This window comes from Listeria immobilis (assembly GCF_014322845.1).
Taxonomy (GTDB): Bacteria; Bacillota; Bacilli; order Lactobacillales; family Listeriaceae; genus Listeria; species Listeria immobilis.
In genome coordinates this window covers 105862-124040 of record NZ_JAASUA010000007.1, presented here as the reverse complement: position 1 = coordinate 124040, position 18179 = coordinate 105862, and the positions used below count along the sequence as shown (strand labels likewise).

Genomic DNA, 18179 nt, shown 5'->3' with positions numbered 1-18179 from the left:
TCACTCCTTTTCCATTTTTTTATTAGGTAATATTGCTAAAAGTGCATCTGCCACCTTATCAGCAGCATGACGTACAAGTCCATCTTCTGTCGAAAGAAAATCTTGATAAATGGCTTCTACTCCAAGATCCTCTATTTCTTTTGCATTATGTTCTACTTGAGTAACATCTTCTGGAAATAGCAATTCTTTCGGTACTGTTGTGGTATTAATCAACGTTTTATCAATAAAAGATTTACCAACATGTTCGTGAATAACTTTAATATGGTCTGCATCTGAAAAGAAGTCGGTCTCTCCAATTTGCGTTAAAATATTGGTAATATAGACTTTTGGCGCTTTACTTGCTATGATTTCATTTGTTAGTTCTGTTAATAATAAATTAGGCAAAATACTAGTATATAAGCTTCCCGGACCAATAACAATTAAATCTGCTTCTTTTACAGCCGCAACTGCTGTTGGATATGGTTTCACATTTTCAGGTTCAATAAATACGCGATTAATATGTTTTCCTTGTAAAGGGATAAGAGATTCACCATGAACAATCGAACCATCTTCCATCTCTGCGCTCAAAATTAACGGTTGATCTGTCGCCGGAATAACTTTTCCACGGATTTTTAGCACGGTAGCAAGAACATTAATTGCATCCACATAACTATCATTCAATTGCGATAAAGCCGTTAAAATCAGATTGCCAATAACATGTCCAGAAAGATCGCCATCAACAGCAAAACGGTACTGAAACAAATCTACCACACGCGGATCAACATTGGACAAAGCAAGCATAACATTCCGAATATCTCCCGGTGGTAACACATCCATTTGCTCACGAATCTTACCAGAACTTCCACCATCATCTGCTACTGTAACAATTGCTGTCAGATGAATATCTTTTCGCTTTAATCCTTTTAAAACTACTGGAAGACCTGTGCCGCCGCCTATAACGACTACTTTCGGTTTCATTTCGTTTCTCATATTAACGATCCTTTCTACGTTTCATATCTCGATGTGAGATCGTTGTTTCATATTTTTGCTGAATAGCTCTTCCGACAAACTCTGTTAAAGCGACTGAACGATGTTGCCCTCCAGTACATCCGATTGCAATCACAAGTTGTGTTTTACCTTCTCTTTTATAAAACGGAAGTGTAAACATTAATAAGTCTATTAATTTATCTAAAAAGGTTTGTGTTTCTGGCCATTTCATCACATATTCATAGACATCTTCATCTAAGCCAGTAAGCGGGCGCATTTTGTCAATATAATGTGGATTCGGTAAAAACCGTACATCAAATACTAAATCTGCATCAATTGGAATACCATATTTAAAACCGAAAGACATTAGTTGCACATTGAAAACATCTTTATCTTCTGTTTGAAATTCATTATTAATTCGTTCGCGCAACTCTCGTGGAGCCATATTGGAAGTGTTAATTACTAATTGAGACCGTCCTTTTAAATCGCTAAGCAGTTCACGTTCCGCATTAATTCCATCCAGTACAGAACCATTTGGCTCTAGTGGGTGGTGCCGACGTGTTTCTTTATAACGCGAAACAAGCACCTTATCATCCGCTTCTAAAAAGAGAATTTTCGTTGTAATAAAATTGGTATTATCTAATTCATCAAGCGCTGGTTCAATGGAATCGAAAAACTCTCTTCCGCGTAGGTCCATTACTAGCGCGATTTTATCCATTTTATCGCTTTCTTTCATTAACTCCCAAAATTTCGGAAGTAAACTTGGCGGCAAATTATCTACACAAAAATAACCGAGATCTTCTAAGGACTGCATTGCAACTGTTTTACCTGCTCCAGACATCCCAGTAATAATTACTAATTTTAATTGTTTAGAAGCCATAAATGCCTCATCCTTTCGCACAAAATATATCTACCTACCATTTTAGCACACTTCTTACTAGAAAATCCCGGAAAAGTCTCCAAAGAGCATTTCCGGGATTTTATTTTTAAGCCTCAATATAGGTAAGCAAATCCGTCTTAATTTTTTCTAGTTTGGTTGTACTTTCTTCCTCGTTTTCTCCGCAAATGCTAAAGTAAAACTTGATTTTCGGCTCTGTGCCAGATGGGCGTAAACCAAACCAGGAACCATCTTCTAAATAACATTTTATCACATCTGCAGTTGGTAGCTTAATTGTTGCTGTTTCACCAGAAGCAATCCACGTTGTTTCACTTCTTAAATAATCCTCTGCGCGTTCGATTTTATAGCCACCCATACTTGTTGGAAGTTGTTCTCTAAAACCACTTGTAATCTCTTTAATACGCTCGGAACCATCTTTTCCACTTAAAGTTAACGACACAAGATCTTCTTTATAATAGCCAAACTCCGCATAAATTTGGTCTAATTCATCTAATAGCGTGCGACCTTCTGTTTTACAAACAAGCGCCACCTCTGAAATTGCTAAAACAGCTTGGATAGCATCTTTGTCTCGAGTAAACGACTTCACCATATAGCCATTACTTTCTTCATAACCAAACTCAAAAGTATGTTTGCCAGTAAGTTCAAATTGTTTAATCTGTTCAGCAATAAATTTAAATCCTGTTAGTACTTCGATCATTTCAACACCATAATGTTTAGCAATTTCTGTTCCAAGGTTACTCGTTACAATTGATTTCAATACCGCAGCATTTTCTGGCAATTCATTTTGAGCTTTCTTTTGTTTTAATAAGTAATGTAAAATAATGGCACCAATTTGATTGCCAGATAAAATTTCGTAGTCTCCTGCATGATTACGCACAGCTACTCCTAATCGGTCAGCATCTGGGTCTGTTCCTACTAAAATATCTCCACCGTTCTTTTTACCATATTCAATGGCAAGTAAGAATGCCTCGCGATTTTCAGGATTTGGCGATTTCACTGTACCAAAGTCCGGGTCATTTACAAATTGCTCAGCTACTTTAATAATATTAGTAAATCCAACACTTTCAAGCGCAGGAACACCTAAAATCCCACCAGTACCATGAAGCGGCGTAAAAACAATTTTTAAATCCGTTCCATTTGCACGAACTAGTTCTTTATTGACGATGACTTCCTTTAACCTTTCCAAATAAGGACGATCCACTTTTTCACTAATCACTTCTAGTAAACCCTGTTTCATTAGTTCGTCTTGATCTGCTACTTTGACAGAAAAAATATCTTTGACAGACTCTATGTATTCAGTCACTGCTTTTGCGCCATTTGGTGGCATTTGCCCGCCATCTTCTCCATATATTTTGTAACCATTGTATTCAGGCGGATTATGGCTAGCTGTGATAACAATTCCCCCGAAAGCATTTAAATAACGAACAGCAAATGACAGCTCTGGAGTTGGGCGAAGTGCCTCAAAAACATAACTTTTAATACCATGTTCTCCTAATACAGCAGCTGACTCAAAAGCAAATTCACGTGACATATGACGCGGATCATAAGCTATTACTATTCCGCGTTTTTTTGCTTCTTCTCCATTTTCAGCTACAAACTGAGCTAAACCAAATGAAGCTTTTCGGATTGTATAAATATTCATCCGATTTATCCCTGCACCAAGTACTCCGCGCATTCCCGCTGTACCAAATTCCATATCTCGGTAAAAACTATCTTCTAATTCTTTTTCATCAGTAGCTATTTTATTTAATTGAGCCTTTAAGGACTCATCTAACATTTTATTTTTAGTCCAATTTTGATATTCATTTTGCCAGTTCATTAGTCACACTCCTTAGCATACTCGTTTCTTTGATTTTAACAGGTTCTATTTATCTCGTCCACCCACTGTAAAACGGAAAGTAGTTCTTGCAACAAATTTCTCACCAGGTCTAAGCACAATATCTCCAAAACCCGGTTGATTAATTGCATCTACCAAGCCTTGCGTTTCCATCGTTATTCCTGCATATTTGGGAACAGGTACTCCAGCAATGTTAAATTTACTTGCCAAACTATTTGCTGTATAAATTACCACCGCATCTGATGTCGTTTCCATTTCCACACATCTACCTGATTTAGGATCTACTAAGATTGCGTCTGGCTGTTCCTTTTCATGTTTTAAAATAAAAGCATGATCTAGACCTGCTCCGACTATTTTTATTTGCTCATCTGAACTACTAACTATCTCAGCAATTTTAGTTTCTTCCCGTAAATCAAAAACCGAATCTTTTACTGACCAAATTTCTCCTATCGGGAGCGTTTCACCATCTAAAGGCACATATTGCTCACTATTAACCTTAAGCTGATGTTCTAAAACAGTGGAACCATTATCTCCAGTTAAATTAAAGTAAATATGGTTAGATGGATTATAAATAGTTGGTTTCTCCGTCTCTGCCTCATAATCAATCAGCCATTCATTTTTATTATTTAATATATAGCTCATTTTTGTTTCTATTTTTCCAGGATAGCCATTTTCTCCGTCTGGCCACTGATATTGAAACTTCATAATAATTTGATCTGGTTGTTCTTCAATAGCAACATCCCACATTCTTTTACTAAAGTTTGCTTTTCCACCATGAAGAGAATTATTACCATCATTTATGGATAGCTGAAATTGCTCCCCCTCTAATTCAAATTGCCCTTTTGTAATTCGCCCTGCAACAGGACCAACCACTGCACCAAAATAAGGGGAGAAAGCCAGATAATCATCTAAGTTTGAAAAACCAAGGCTAATATTCGCAAACTCACCAAATTTATCCGCCGTTTCTATCGAGGTAACTATTGCTCCAAAATTTAACACACTCATTTTCATTCCATGGTCATTTGTTAATGTCCACTGCCAAACTGTTTCGCCTTTAAATTCGCCAAAATGCTGTTTTATTACTTTGATGAGAATCACGTTCTTTCTTCTATTTTATTTATAGCCATTTGGGTGTGATACATGCCATTTCCATGCTGTTGCGATAATATCTTTCACATCTGTATATATAGGGGTCCAACCAAGTATATCTCGCGCCTTTTCACTGGAAGCAATTAGTGTTCCCGGATCTCCCGCTCGTCTTGTTACCACTTCAGCAGGAATTTCTTTTCCAGTAACTATACGAGCCGCATCTAACATTTCTTTCACAGAAAAACCGTTACTACTACCTAAATTGAAAATATTACTTTCGCCTCCGTTTTTCAAATATTCCATTGCTCGAATATGCGCATCAATTAAATCTTCCACATGGACATAATCACGGATACATGTACCATCTGGAGTATTATAATCATCTCCGTAAATAGCTAATTTTTCTCTTTGACCAAGCGCTACTTGTAAAATAATTGGTACAAGGTGCGACTCTGGTTGATGGTCTTCGCCAATAGAGCCATCTGCTTTTGCTCCTGCAACGTTAAAATAACGCAACGCAACATATTTCATTCCATAGGCTTTATCGCACCACTTCATCATTTTTTCCATTATTAATTTTGTTTCTCCATAGGTGCTTTCAGGATTTGTTAACATATCTTCTGTAATTGGCACCTTCTCAGGCTCTCCGTATGTTGCTGCGCTAGAAGAAAAGACAATATGCTTCACTTTAAACGCTTCCATCACTTCCAACAAAATTTGTGTTCCATATACATTATTATTTAAATAGGGCAAGGGCTCTTCCATTGATTCACCAACAAGCGAACTAGCAGCGAAATGAATTACACCCTCCACTTCCTCACGTTCAAAAACGGTTTGCAAAAATGCTTTATCACGAATATCCCCCTCATAAAAAATGGCTTCTTTATGAATGGACTCCTTATGCCCCGTTCTTAAATTATCAATGACTACTACTTTATAACCTCTATTAATTAACTCATCTACTGCATGAGAACCAATATATCCGGCTCCTCCAAGAACAACAATACTCATTTTGTTTATCTCTCCTAACCTGATTCTTTTCATTCTATTCTACACTACTCTAGTCTATCTAGTCACGCAAAAATGGGTCTAAGATTAATAACCTTAGACCCATTTTCCATATCAATACTTTATTTTGCCGCTTCTGTTTCTAATTCTTCTTTTAGTTCTTCCACATATTTTTGTACATTTTGTCCAGCAAGTCCGCCGTCACCGGTTGCAGTCACGATTTGGCGTAAACTTTTAGCACGAACATCTCCTGCTGCGAAAATACCTGGAAGATTTGTACGCATTTCTTCATCCGTTATAATATAGCCTTCATCATCTGTAATACCTAGATTCAAGAACGCTTTTGTTAATGGTACAAGTCCAACATAGATAAAGATACCATCCACTGGCATAATCGATTCAGAACCGTCCACTGTTGATACAAGTTTAGCTCCAGTGACTTTCTTCCCATCACCAATAATTTCTTCTACCGTACTATTCCAAATAAAATCTACTTTTTCATTTTTAAAAGCTCGATCTTGTAAAATTTGTTGCGCGCGTAGTTTATCACGACGATGAATAATAGTTACTTTATTGGCATAGCGAGTCAAGTAAGTTCCTTCTTCTACAGCAGAATCGCCACCACCAACAACAATTAGCTCTCGTCCTTTAAAGAAGGCTCCATCACAGACCGCACAGTAGGATACACCGCGTCCACTAAGCTCTTCTTCACCTGCTGAGCCAAGTTTTCGATGCTCAGCGCCTGTAGCAATAATAATCGCACGAGCCTTATATGTTTTCGAACCAGCTGTTACTGTTTTAAATTCTTTGCCATCAATGACTTCTTTAATATCACCATATGCATACTCAGCGCCAAATTGTTTTGCACCGCTAAGCATTTTATCAGACAAATCTGGTCCTAAGATGCTATCAAATCCTGGATAGTTTTCTACCTCAGCAGTATTTACCATTTGTCCGCCTGGTACACCACGTTCAATTATTAAAGTATCTAAATCTGCACGGGAAGTATAAAGAGCTGCTGTCATCCCAGCTGGTCCCGCACCAATAATTATCACATCATAAATTTTTTCTTCACTAGCCATCATTTCGCCCTCCTCATTTATGTTCGCACTATAGTTAGCCTAAATTAATCCTAATACGGAATAGCAAAAAGGTCTATTTATCTGCTCAGAATTTGCTGTATCTCTTTTGCACACTTATGGTAATTTAGCTCGTCTGTCATGGTAAGTTTTAATTCTGGTAAAAATACATACGCAATGGCAGTAGCAACAATTTGAATAGTGTAACATCCAAGAATTAACTCATTTCGTCTATCATGTAAAACTAATGAAAACACTGTACTATATAAAGACAGATTTTCCTTATTAAACAAAACACCATTTTCTCGAAGTGTGTTCATTGCCTTCGTAATTAAAAAGCAATTTTGCTCTACATCACCATCTGGAAAATAATCAAAATCGGTAAAAATTAAATGCTCCATATATGACCATTTACTCATATCAAGCAATGGGTGAAATAACATTAATTCTGGACGGTTACTAGAAACAGTTAGTGCATAAACACCCAATAGATGTGTTAACTCATCCTCCGATTGAAGCATCTCTAATATATAGCGCGTATCATTCGTTAAATCGATTTCTTTTTCCCAGGGAAATCTAACATCCTCATATAAATCGCACTCTAAAAAAGAATGCCAAAAAAGCTTTGCATCTTCCACTTCACCTATATAGTAAGCCGCTTTGGCACGATAATAGTAATATTTGCTGCGTTCATTAACTTCCAAATCAGCTACTTGTTCAAGTAAATCGTCTGCTTCCTTGTAATTGCCCATCATCGCATGAATCAGTCCAAGTTTTTCTTTATGATGCGAAAGAACTGGTAATACATCACGCAAATCAGCATAAAGTGCATCAGCGACTTCTCTATGACCTTTATAGAAATGATATACAAAGAAATCACAAAGCCCTAAAAGATTTCCAGGGTTTCTTTCAAGCAAATCACTTAAAACTTTGACACCTTCCGCTTCTTTCAATTGTTCAAAATAAAGTGACGCTAGTTGATTATAAGCCGGCCAAAAATTTGGCTTTTCATCAATTACTTTTTTTAAAATATCACATGCTGAGGCGCTATCCTCTTCTGCCAAATGACGATTAATTTCTTTTTTATAAGCATAAAATTCTTGTTCTAACTTTGAAAAACCATTTTCTAATGTTTCACCAAAAGGAGTTTCTTCAAGTAAGACCTCTATTAAATCACGAGCTTCTTCCGCATAATCACCTTCTGGAGACATTTCTAAATAGCGGTTCGCATATTGGAGCGCACGTCTATAATCTTTCATATAAGCAAAATTATTAGCAATAAAATAGTAGCAATAATCCATATTCCCATTACGATTTTCTAGAATATCTCTAATTAATTGATTAGATTTATGGAATTGTCCTATTTCTGTATAACAAATCGCGAGTTGACAAATAATTACTGACTCTCCCGGCTCAAGTTCTGAAGCACGTATCAAGTAGCGAATAGCTTCTTTAATGCGTTGATCGCGAAATGCTTCTACACCACGCTCAAAATAAAATTGCCCATTCGGATAAAATGGATAGATTTTCGCAGATATTTTTTTGTTTTCGTCCATTTTTCCACCCCCAACAATTTCCTTATCCTAATGAGTATAACACAGAATTTATTACTTTGGGCGACAAAAAAAGACTTAATTGTAGCAGCTTCTTCAAACAACAAGTTCAAGAATTCCACTCATATAATCCGCATTATTTTATGACCCGATAATTAAGCAATTTTTCTTTTTAACATTAATTAAATTCCTTTAAGCGTAACTATCATTTACCATTTTAGAGTGAAGGAAAATAAAAAGAACTTACCCATGAAGTCAGAATAAACATCATGGATAAGCTTTCATTAGACATATTAAGAGGCTAATTTACTATCACCTTTATTTTGGGATAGTTTGTTCTTTGATTATTAAAGGATTCCCATATGCAAAACTTTCTGCTGGTATATCTTTTGAAACGACAGCTCCTGCACCAACAACTGCTCCGTCTCCAATTGTAACACCTGGCAGAATAGTTACATTCGCGCCAATCATCACATTGTCCCCAATAACTACTTCACCAATACAATATTCAGCAATCAAATATTCATGCGTTAAAATAGTTGTTTGATAGCCAATAATCGAATTCGCACCAATAGAAATCTTCTCAGGAAAAAATAAATCTGGCATTACTTTATATGCAATTGCTGTCTTTTCACCAATTTTCATTCCTAAGCACGCGCGATAAATTCGTCGTTTGCCTCCCATCCACGGAAAAAAACGACCAAACTCAATAACCATTGTGTTTTTTACCGCTCTAAAAAAGGAAACCGTTTTGTATACTTGAAATAGCGTATTGACTTTTTTATCAGGAGCTTTTAGTTTCTCTAGCCGTCTCAAAATTTATTCCTCGTCCCTAACAATCGCAAGCAAGTCACCCATTTTTGTTAACATAAAGTCTGGTTGAAATTGTGCTAAGTGTTCTGGTCCTTTGATTGCCCATGCTACGCCAGCAGTTAATGTTTCTGCATTTTTCCCCGCTTCAATATCATGATAATTATCACCAATCATAATTGCCTCTTCTTTTGTTGCATTAAGTAAAGACAGAGCCATCTCAATACCTTCTGGATCTGGTTTAGCATTAGATACTTGATCTAATCCAATCACCACTTGGAAAAATTTATCTAATCCTGTCACTTTTAGACCACGCATAATTGTATCGTACATTTTTGTTGAAACAATTCCTAATTTATAATCCTCTTCATATAAAGTTCGAATTGCTTCATAAACTCCATCATATTCCAAAATCAAATCATCGTGATGCTTTAAATTGTATTCACGATAAAAAACGCGCATTTCTTCTGCATGTGTTGGATTTATTTCACGAAATGTTTCCATCAATGAAGGGCCAATAAATGGTAAAATATCCTCTCTTGTAAAAACACGATCAGGTAAAAATTCTTGAAACGTCGCTTGAAAAGTTTTAATAATCAACTCATTTGTATTTATCAGCGTGCCATCTAAGTCAAACAACAAGGTAGTAATTTTCTCAGTCATAATTTCTTCCTTTCTAGAACAAACTTAAAACTTTATTTTTTCTTCGTTATTTTTCCGTACTTATCTTCCATATAATAAGGTGGATTCATTTTTAGACGACGATATACAATTATTCCAATTGATAAAATAATTAATAATACAGACAACACTTGTGAAACTCGGAAATCGCCCCACATCAAACTATCTGTCCGCATTCCTTCAATAAAGAATCTCCCAAATGAATACCAAATTACATAACTAAGGAAAAGCTCCCCGCGCCGTATTTTCGTGCGGCGAATAATTAATAATATAATAAATCCTAGTACATTCCATAGACTTTCATATAAGAATGTGGGTTGATAATAAGCGCCATCTATGTACATCTGGTTGATAATAAACTCTGGTAAATGTAAGTTTTCAAGAAAAGTCCTAGTTGTCTCTGCCCCATGAGCTTCTTGATTCATAAAGTTTCCCCAACGACCAATCGCTTGTGCAATTATTAAACTTGGAGCGACCACATCTGCTAATTGCCAAAACGAAATTTTCTTTATCCTAGAGAAAATAACTGCTGTTAGTACTGCTCCAATTAAAGCTCCATAAATCGCAATACCTCCATGCCAAATCTTCACAATTTCACTTAAATTATTCTTGTAAAAATCCCATTCAAAAACAACATAATATATCCGTGCACTAATAATGGAAATTGGAATCGCCCATATAAGTAAATCAACAATGATTTCTTTATCCATTTTACGTTTACTTGCCTCGCTTAAGGCAAGAATAAGTGCAATCACAACAGCCGAAGCAATAATTACCCCATACCATTTAACAGAAATATTTCCCAGTTGAATTGCCACCGGATCAAGTGGCTGTATACCATTTTCCATAGTTCCCCTACTTTCAAAAGACAACTCCGCAACCAAACAAAGTTATTTTAATTTCTGTTAGGCTGCGGAGATATTCTCTATATTTATTTAATCATTCATACTACTATTATGACCTATTAAATTGTTAAGGTCTTGTGTAAATTGTTCCGCCGCATTATAACCCATATTTTTCAAGCGGAAGTTCATTGCCGCTACCTCAATGATAACAGATAAATTTCGCCCTGGACGAACTGGGACAGTAATTTTTGGAATATCCATGTCAAAGATTTTTGTTTTCTCTTGATCTAATCCAACACGATCATAATGCTTATCTGGATCCCAATTTTCAAGGTGCACAACAATTGTTATTTTCTTACTCGAGCGAACTGCACCCGCTCCAAACAATGTCATTACATTTATAATTCCAAGTCCACGTATCTCTAGTAAATGTTCAATAATTGCTGGTGAAGAGCCAATTAATGTCATTTCATCTTCTTGGCGGATTTCAACATTATCATCGGCTACCAGTCTATGGCCGCGTTTTACAAGTTCTAATGCCGTTTCACTTTTACCAACGCCACTACTACCTGTAATTAAAACACCCAAACCATATATATCCACTAAAACGCCATGCATAGAAATTACTGGTGCCAATCTACTTTCCAAGTAATTTGTAATATAAACGGATAAACGTGTCGTCTTAAGGCGCGAACGAAGCACAGGAATACCAGCTTCTTTTGCCGCCTCCACTAACTCTTTTGGTACTTCTAAATTTCTGGAAATCACAAAAGCTGGAGTTCGCTTTGTACACATTTGTCGATATCTTTTAAGTCGTTCTTCTGGTTCCATGCCCTCTGAAAAAGAAATTTCTGTCATTCCAAAAAGTTGCACTCGATCTTCTGGATAATAGGAGAAAAATCCTGTGAGTTCCAAACCTGGCCTAGATAAATCACTTGTTAAAATTGGCCGTTCAAGTCCCTTTTCTGAACAAATTAATTCTAAATTAAGTCGTTCTACTAAATCCTTTACTGTAACCGATTTTGTCATGCAAGTACCTCCAAATGAATTATAAAAGTCCGTCACTATTTTCTATAAAATATTATTTACAAAGCTCTTTCTCATTTTAGCACTTTCGAGGGAATCAAGCTAGTTCTTTCTTTCTAAATGGCTCTACATAGCAAAACCAGCTACACTTCAAAGCCAATTTGACTTCAAGATGTAGCTGGAATGTTTAATGTTCATTTTTACTCCATAAAACGGAATTGATAATCATATTTGCAAATGCCATAATCGCAGCGATAATAAGTGCTGTCCCAAAACTATCAAATTGGAAGGAATCTCCAATAAAGAAAGTTGTTAGTTCAAGCATCAGTGCATTAATAACAAATGTAAATAGCCCTAATGTGAAAATATTGATTGGTAAAGTCAAAAGTAGTAAGATAGGGCGAATTAGCATATTAAGAATTGCTAATATAAAACTCGCTAGTAGCGCTGTTTTGAATCCATCTACGTGAAAGCTTGTAAAGAATCCTGATAATGCTACAAAAAGTACCGAGTTGATGATTACGCCAATAATCCAACGCATAATTTAGTTCACTCCCATTCAGATTCAGGGGTTGCTTTCGGAATTATGATTGCAGCGATAATGTAAAGAAGAATTCCACCGCCAGCAAATAATGCTAGGCCTGCCCAGATTAAACGAATAATCGTTACTTCAATTCCAAAATACTCTGCAAGTCCACCACAGACACCACTAATCATTTTTTGTGATGAAGATTTATATAACTTTCTCATTGTTTTCCCTTCCTTTCGTGTTATTAAACACTTTTATTTTCGAGTTCAGAAACTTTGATTATTCCATTTCCAACTTTTGCTTGTAGTGTTGCCATACTTATTTCTTCCGCATTCTGGGTGAATACAAAGGTTCTTTCAGCATCATCCCAAATTTTTGCATTTTTTAAATCGAAATAAATTTTTTCTTTTTTAGTGCCAAGTGTGCCATCAACATTCCAAGTTGGTGGAATTTGAATGCGAATATCTCCATTTAATGCCTCAAGATCTGCAGCTGAAGATGTTTCATTTTCTAGAATATATTCCACATCACCTTGAGCAGCTTTGGCGATTGTCGTAAGGAAATTACCTTGGAGTGCAATATCTCCTTTAGCTGTTGACATATCAACGTTTTCAACAGTACTACGTTTAAAGAAAATTTCTCCGTCTGCTGATTCTGTACTAAGGAATTTACCGCTAGCTCCCGAAGAACGAATGTCTCCATGACGTGTTTTGATGATAGCATCTTCTGCCGCTGTATCATCATATTTTAAGTTCCCATTGAGTAACTGAATCTTCACTTGTTCATATAAACGTTTTGGAATAGTAATAACTAAATCTGTTTTTAATAATTCATTTTTAGATTCAAAAATGAAACTATCTGAAGAAATATCTAGCATTGTTTGGCTAAAGAAATAATCCCATAATTTTTCTTCACTTAATTGACGGATGGAGCGTGCTTTTTCATGTACGGCTAATACAGCACGAACTTTTATTTGATCTTTATCCCAAGAACGGATAATCACATCGCCTGTCGCTATTCTAATTGTAAAAGAACGGAATGTCACATTGTCAAAATTAAATTCACGCACTGGTCGTGGCCGCTCTTCTTTTCTTCTTGGCTGATTATGGGAATGGTTATTTTTATGCATATGGTTGTGTCTTTCTCTCATTGCTTCTCGCACTTCCTGTCTTGCCTCATTACGTCCTGCATGGCGTCTTCTTTTCTCCTCCACGCGGCGACGGTGCCGTTCTATAACTTCTTCGTTACTTGTATCAGCAGAAGGAATCACAAACAAGGCAATGATATAAGCGATAATTGCAATACCAGTCTTCATCGTAATAATAGCAATTACAATATATATAAGTCGTAGTAGTGTGGCATCAATACCTAAAAACTCTGCCAAGCCACCTAAAACACCACCGACTTTCCGGTCTACCCTTGATCTTCTTAGTTTTTTATCCATGCTAGTTCTTCCTTTCTAATTTCTATGTAAAATCTAGCGCGCTTTCCTTGCGCTAGATTTCAAATTATTTTGCTTCACGAATTTTCACGGAACCAGTTGTTGCTTCTGCTTCGATTTTAAGGGAAGAATCAGCTGCATCTGGTAATTTAGTGAACACAATCGATTTACTTACAGATTCTGTTTTTGATTCAAGTATTTCTGCACCTTTTAAGTCTAAAAGTAATTTCCCTAGATTAGTATGGAAACGACCATCTACACCAATTGTAGTAGGAACAAGTACTTCAATATTACCAGCACCAGTCTTCGCTTTTAAGAAGGTTGCTTCGTTACCAGTTAATTGATAGTTAACATTCCCATTCTTAGTTTGTAAATTAGTGGAGTAGTAATTACCTTTTACTGCTACATTACCATTAAAAGTTTTAAGTGCAACATCACGAATTTCACCATTTTGGATGCGTACATTGCCATTGATAGATTCAATTTCGGCTAATGTTGCATTTAATGTTCCAATACTTATATTTCCATTTGTTGTTTTAACAAATAAGTCTCGTCCTGATAACTCATCCATATGGAAGTTTCCATTTAGCATTTTAACAGAAACATAATCATATTCTCTACGTGGTAAATACACAGTTAAGTTTGTAACGATTTGTTTAGAGGTAGATTCGAAGCGTAATGTTTCTTCGTCTACGCGTAAAGTGGTTTTATCAAAGAATATTTTAAGAGCTTCATCTTCAGGGTACTCTTTGAAAAGTTTAATCATCGCATGAACTTTAATATCATCTGTATCTGAAGGTTTAAATTCTACATTCCCATTGGCAATTTCAAACTCTAGAATGGAAAGTGTTGTATCATGATAAACGAAATCTCGTTCGATTTTTGTAGATGTTAAGAACGGGAACGGCATATCTTTCACTTGTTTAAAAGCGCTATTTAAGAATGAACCGATTTTTTCACCTGCTTGGGATAGGTCGTTCACCATATTGCGCATGGAATCATCTTGATTTTTCGAATTATTTTCATTTTGTTTTTCTTGTTGTTTATTATCTTCGCTTGGTTCCGGGCGTCTTTGGCGTCTTTTTGGAGCGGTATATGGATTACCTTGATTATTCCATCCTTTACTATAATCAAATGTTGGTTCTTCTTCTAGCTCTTCTTCCACTTCTTCTGCTGGTGCTGTGGAACGACGGATATTTTCTGTGGCAGCAGATTTACCTTCTTTTTTAGAAATGTTTTCAAGTAAAGTAAGTGCTTCTTCTGTCGAAATAATACCTTGTTTTACTAATTCTAGAATACGTTTGCGTTCGTTTTCCATTTTCATTTCCTCCTATACTTTCGGATAAACTATTTTAGTCTTGCTTTTATTGGCAAGTGAGCTATCTGTTTTATCTATGTCTCTATTATGAAGGAAAAGATAATTTCTGTCATACAACCAGAGGATGATTATTTGTTTAGACTTTGGGTGGTTTGGTAATCATCTTTTTCTTACGGTTATTATACATAAAAATCCCGCTTATTAAATAATAAGCGAGATTCAATATTATTTTTGAACAGAAGAAATTTTTGTTGCTGTTCTTTCTTTATCGCGTTCTAAAATGGGTTTTAAATATTTACCTGTATAGGACTTTTTCGAGCGAGCAATTTTTTCAGGAGTCCCCGTTGCAATAATTTGGCCGCCGCCGTCCCCGCCTTCTGGTCCTAAATCAATCAAGTAATCTGCTTGTTTAATAACATCGAGATTATGTTCGATAACGAGAACTGTATCGCCATTTTCTTCTACCAGTCTTTGAAGTACTTTTAGAAGGCGACCAATATCATCTGCATGCAAACCAGTTGTTGGTTCATCCAGAATATAGAATGATTTCCCATTGCTGCGTTTGTGCAGTTCAGAGGCAAGCTTAACGCGTTGTGCTTCTCCTCCTGACAGTGTGGTTGCCGGTTGCCCTAGACGAATATATCCAAGCCCCACATCAACTATTGTTTGTAACTTCCTTGCTATTCTTGGTTGGTTAGTAAAATATTCCAAGCCCTCTTCTACTGTCATTTCTAAAACTTCTGCAATGTTTTTTCCTTTATAACGAATATCTAATGTTTCACCATTGTATCGTTTCCCATGACAGACTTCACAAGGAACATAGACATCAGGTAAAAAGTGCATTTCGATTTTAATGATGCCATCACCTTTGCAAGCTTCACATCTTCCACCTTTTACGTTAAAACTGAATCGACCTTTTTTGTAGCCACGAACTTTGGCTTCATTAGTACTAGCAAATAGGTCACGAATATCATCAAATGCCCCTGTATAAGTCGCAGGATTGGAACGTGGAGTTCTTCCAATAGGTGACTGATCAATATTAATGATTTTTTCCAAGTTTTCAATTCCTTTGATTTCTTTGTGTTCCCCAGGTTTTGCATGATTTCTATTTAGTTTTCTTGCTAATGCTTTTCTAAGTACTTCATTTACAAGAGAACTTTTACCTGAACCCGAAACCCCAGTTACACATGAAAAAGTTGCTAATGGAATTTTAGTGTTAACATTTTTTAAGTTGTTGGCTTTTGCACCAATTATTTCTAATTCAAGTCCGTTTCCTTTTCTACGTGTTGCTGGAACTGGGATGAATTTCTTGCCGGACAAATAGTCACCAGTAATGGAATTTTTATTATTGGAAACTTCTTCTGGCGTACCTGCTGCAACAATTCGTCCGCCATGCTCACCTGCACCCGGGCCAATATCAATAAGATAATCAGCTGCCATCATCGTGTCTTCATCATGTTCTACAACAATAAGTGTATTACCAATATCACGCATACTTTGTAATGTGCTGATTAAACGGTCATTATCCCGTTGATGAAGCCCAATAGATGGTTCATCAAGGATATAAAGTACACCTGTTAACCTTGAACCAATTTGTGTTGCGAGACGAATCCGCTGTGCTTCTCCTCCAGATAAAGTACCCGCTGCACGACTCATCGTCAAATAGTCAAGCCCAACATTTTTTAAGAAACCTAATCGTGCACGGACTTCTTTAAAGATTGGTGCAGCAATTTGTGTTTCTTTTTCAGAAAGCGCTAGACTATCAAAAAATGCTAATGCTTCGTTAATGGAAAACTCGCTAATTTGACCAATATGATGATTATTTACTTTTACAGAAAGTGTTTCTTCTTTTAAGCGGTAGCCTTTACAAGTTGGGCAAGGTAAATCTGTCATATATTGCGCCATTTGATCCCGGGTGAAGTCGGAGTTTGTTTCTCGGTAGCGTCGTTCAATATTCGGTAATATGCCTTCAAAAGGAATCCATGTTTCACGTGTCATTCCAAAATCATTTTTGTATTCAAAATAAAATTCTTTATCTTTAGAGCCATTCAAAATGATGTCCATATCTTCTTTAGATAGTTGCTCAAATGGTTTATCCATATCAATACCAAATTCTTTACATGCTGAAGCTAGCATTTGTGGATAATATTGAGAACTGATTGGACGCCAAGGAATAATTGCTCCTTCGTTAAGTGATAAGCTTCTATCAGGAATCACGGTATCCACATCTACTTCTAACTTTGTTCCTAACCCATCACAAGTCGGACAAGCACCAAAAGGACTGTTAAAAGAGAACATTCTTGGCTCTAATTCACCTACTGAAAAACCACAATATGGGCAGGCATAATGCTCACTAAATAGTAGTTCTTTTTCGCCCATAATATCTACAACCGCATAACCATCTGCTAAGCGAAGAGCCGCTTCAATGGAATCATATAAGCGAGTGTTAATTCCTTCTTTAATAACAATTCGGTCAATAATAATTTCGATAGAATGCTTTTTATTTTTCTCTATTTCGATTTCATCATTGATATCGTATATTTCACCATCAACGCGAATTCTTACATAGCCTTCTTTTTTTATTTCTTCTATTGTTTTTTTATGTGTTCCTTTTTTTCCGGAAACGATTGGTGCCATAATTTGAATGCGTGTTTTTTCAGGATATTCCAGCACACGATCCACCATTTGTTCAATTGTCTGCGATGTGATTTCAATACCATGATTAGGACAAATTGGATGTCCCACGCGTGCAAATAATAGTCGTAAATAGTCATGAATTTCTGTCACTGTCCCAACTGTAGAACGTGGATTACGACTTGTTGTTTTTTGATCAATAGAAATTGCCGGACTAAGACCTTCAATTAAATCCACATCTGGTTTATCCATCTGCCCTAAAAATTGTCGTGCATAAGCAGATAATGATTCCACATAACGTCTTTGTCCCTCCGCGTAAATGGTATCAAAAGCTAGCGAAGATTTTCCTGATCCAGATAAGCCAGTCATAACAACTAACTTATCTCTTGGGATTTCTATATCAATGTTTTTTAAGTTGTGGGCTCTCGCACCCTGAATTACTATTTTATCTTTATTCAATTTTGC

The 18179-nt window shown here is 36.2% G+C and carries 16 protein-coding genes; all 16 read right to left on the bottom strand.

The features are described from left to right. The 16 genes from HCJ45_RS10530 to uvrA all read right to left on the bottom strand — a co-directional run bounded on the left by HCJ45_RS10530 (position 1) and on the right by uvrA (position 18173). On the bottom strand, positions 1-969 hold the full coding sequence (locus tag HCJ45_RS10530) for a YvcK family protein (RefSeq protein ID WP_187124763.1): 969 nt from the start codon (positions 967-969) through the stop codon (positions 1-3). A 1-nt stretch (position 970) separates the two neighbouring features. Next, the gene (gene rapZ / locus HCJ45_RS10525; protein WP_185345631.1) at positions 971-1846 is read right to left on the bottom strand and encodes an RNase adapter RapZ; all 876 of its coding nucleotides are present in this window, start codon (positions 1844-1846) and stop codon (positions 971-973) included. Positions 1847-1952: 106 nt separating this feature from the next. Next, positions 1953-3683, bottom strand: coding sequence for a phospho-sugar mutase (locus HCJ45_RS10520; RefSeq protein WP_187124762.1), 1731 nt, complete (start codon positions 3681-3683; stop codon positions 1953-1955). Positions 3684-3728: 45 nt separating this feature from the next. Then, on the bottom strand, positions 3729-4799 hold the full coding sequence (locus HCJ45_RS10515; protein ID WP_187124761.1) for an aldose epimerase family protein: 1071 nt from the start codon (positions 4797-4799) through the stop codon (positions 3729-3731). A gap of 15 nt (positions 4800-4814) precedes the next feature. Continuing rightward, the gene (galE, locus tag HCJ45_RS10510) at positions 4815-5801 is read right to left on the bottom strand and encodes a UDP-glucose 4-epimerase GalE (RefSeq protein ID WP_185345637.1); all 987 of its coding nucleotides are present in this window, start codon (positions 5799-5801) and stop codon (positions 4815-4817) included. A 119-nt stretch (positions 5802-5920) separates the two neighbouring features. Beyond that, on the bottom strand, positions 5921-6880 hold the full coding sequence (trxB, locus tag HCJ45_RS10505) for a thioredoxin-disulfide reductase (protein WP_187124760.1): 960 nt from the start codon (positions 6878-6880) through the stop codon (positions 5921-5923). A gap of 77 nt (positions 6881-6957) precedes the next feature. Then, positions 6958-8433, bottom strand: a complete 1476-nt coding sequence (locus tag HCJ45_RS10500) for a tetratricopeptide repeat protein (RefSeq protein ID WP_185380722.1) — start codon at positions 8431-8433, stop codon at positions 6958-6960. A gap of 315 nt (positions 8434-8748) precedes the next feature. After that, a complete protein-coding gene (locus tag HCJ45_RS10495) occupies positions 8749-9246 on the bottom strand; it encodes an acyltransferase (protein ID WP_185398070.1) in 498 nt (165 codons plus the stop codon). 3 nt (positions 9247-9249) lie between these two features. After that, positions 9250-9903: a pyrophosphatase PpaX gene (gene ppaX, locus HCJ45_RS10490; RefSeq protein ID WP_187124759.1), complete on the bottom strand. Its 654-nt coding sequence runs from the start codon at positions 9901-9903 to the stop codon at positions 9250-9252. 32 nt (positions 9904-9935) lie between these two features. After that, positions 9936-10769 carry a prolipoprotein diacylglyceryl transferase gene (gene lgt / locus HCJ45_RS10485; protein WP_187124758.1) on the bottom strand — a complete coding sequence of 278 codons (834 nt, stop codon included), beginning with the start codon at positions 10767-10769 and terminating at the stop codon, positions 9936-9938. Positions 10770-10856: 87 nt separating this feature from the next. Further along, positions 10857-11795, bottom strand: coding sequence for an HPr(Ser) kinase/phosphatase (gene hprK / locus HCJ45_RS10480; protein ID WP_003720795.1), 939 nt, complete (start codon positions 11793-11795; stop codon positions 10857-10859). 184 nt (positions 11796-11979) lie between these two features. Continuing rightward, positions 11980-12333 (bottom strand): phage holin family protein, encoded by a 354-nt coding sequence (locus HCJ45_RS10475; RefSeq protein ID WP_187124757.1) that lies wholly within the window; start codon positions 12331-12333, stop codon positions 11980-11982. 8 nt (positions 12334-12341) lie between these two features. Continuing rightward, positions 12342-12542 carry a PspC domain-containing protein gene (locus HCJ45_RS10470; RefSeq protein ID WP_185345649.1) on the bottom strand — a complete coding sequence of 67 codons (201 nt, stop codon included), beginning with the start codon at positions 12540-12542 and terminating at the stop codon, positions 12342-12344. 23 nt (positions 12543-12565) lie between these two features. Next, positions 12566-13765 (bottom strand): DUF4097 family beta strand repeat-containing protein, encoded by a 1200-nt coding sequence (locus tag HCJ45_RS10465; RefSeq protein ID WP_187124756.1) that lies wholly within the window; start codon positions 13763-13765, stop codon positions 12566-12568. A 64-nt stretch (positions 13766-13829) separates the two neighbouring features. Next, positions 13830-15080: a DUF4097 family beta strand repeat-containing protein gene (locus tag HCJ45_RS10460; RefSeq protein ID WP_187124755.1), complete on the bottom strand. Its 1251-nt coding sequence runs from the start codon at positions 15078-15080 to the stop codon at positions 13830-13832. A 225-nt stretch (positions 15081-15305) separates the two neighbouring features. Next, on the bottom strand, positions 15306-18173 hold the full coding sequence (gene uvrA / locus HCJ45_RS10455; RefSeq protein WP_187124754.1) for an excinuclease ABC subunit UvrA: 2868 nt from the start codon (positions 18171-18173) through the stop codon (positions 15306-15308). Between the last annotated feature and the right edge of the window lie 6 nt (positions 18174-18179).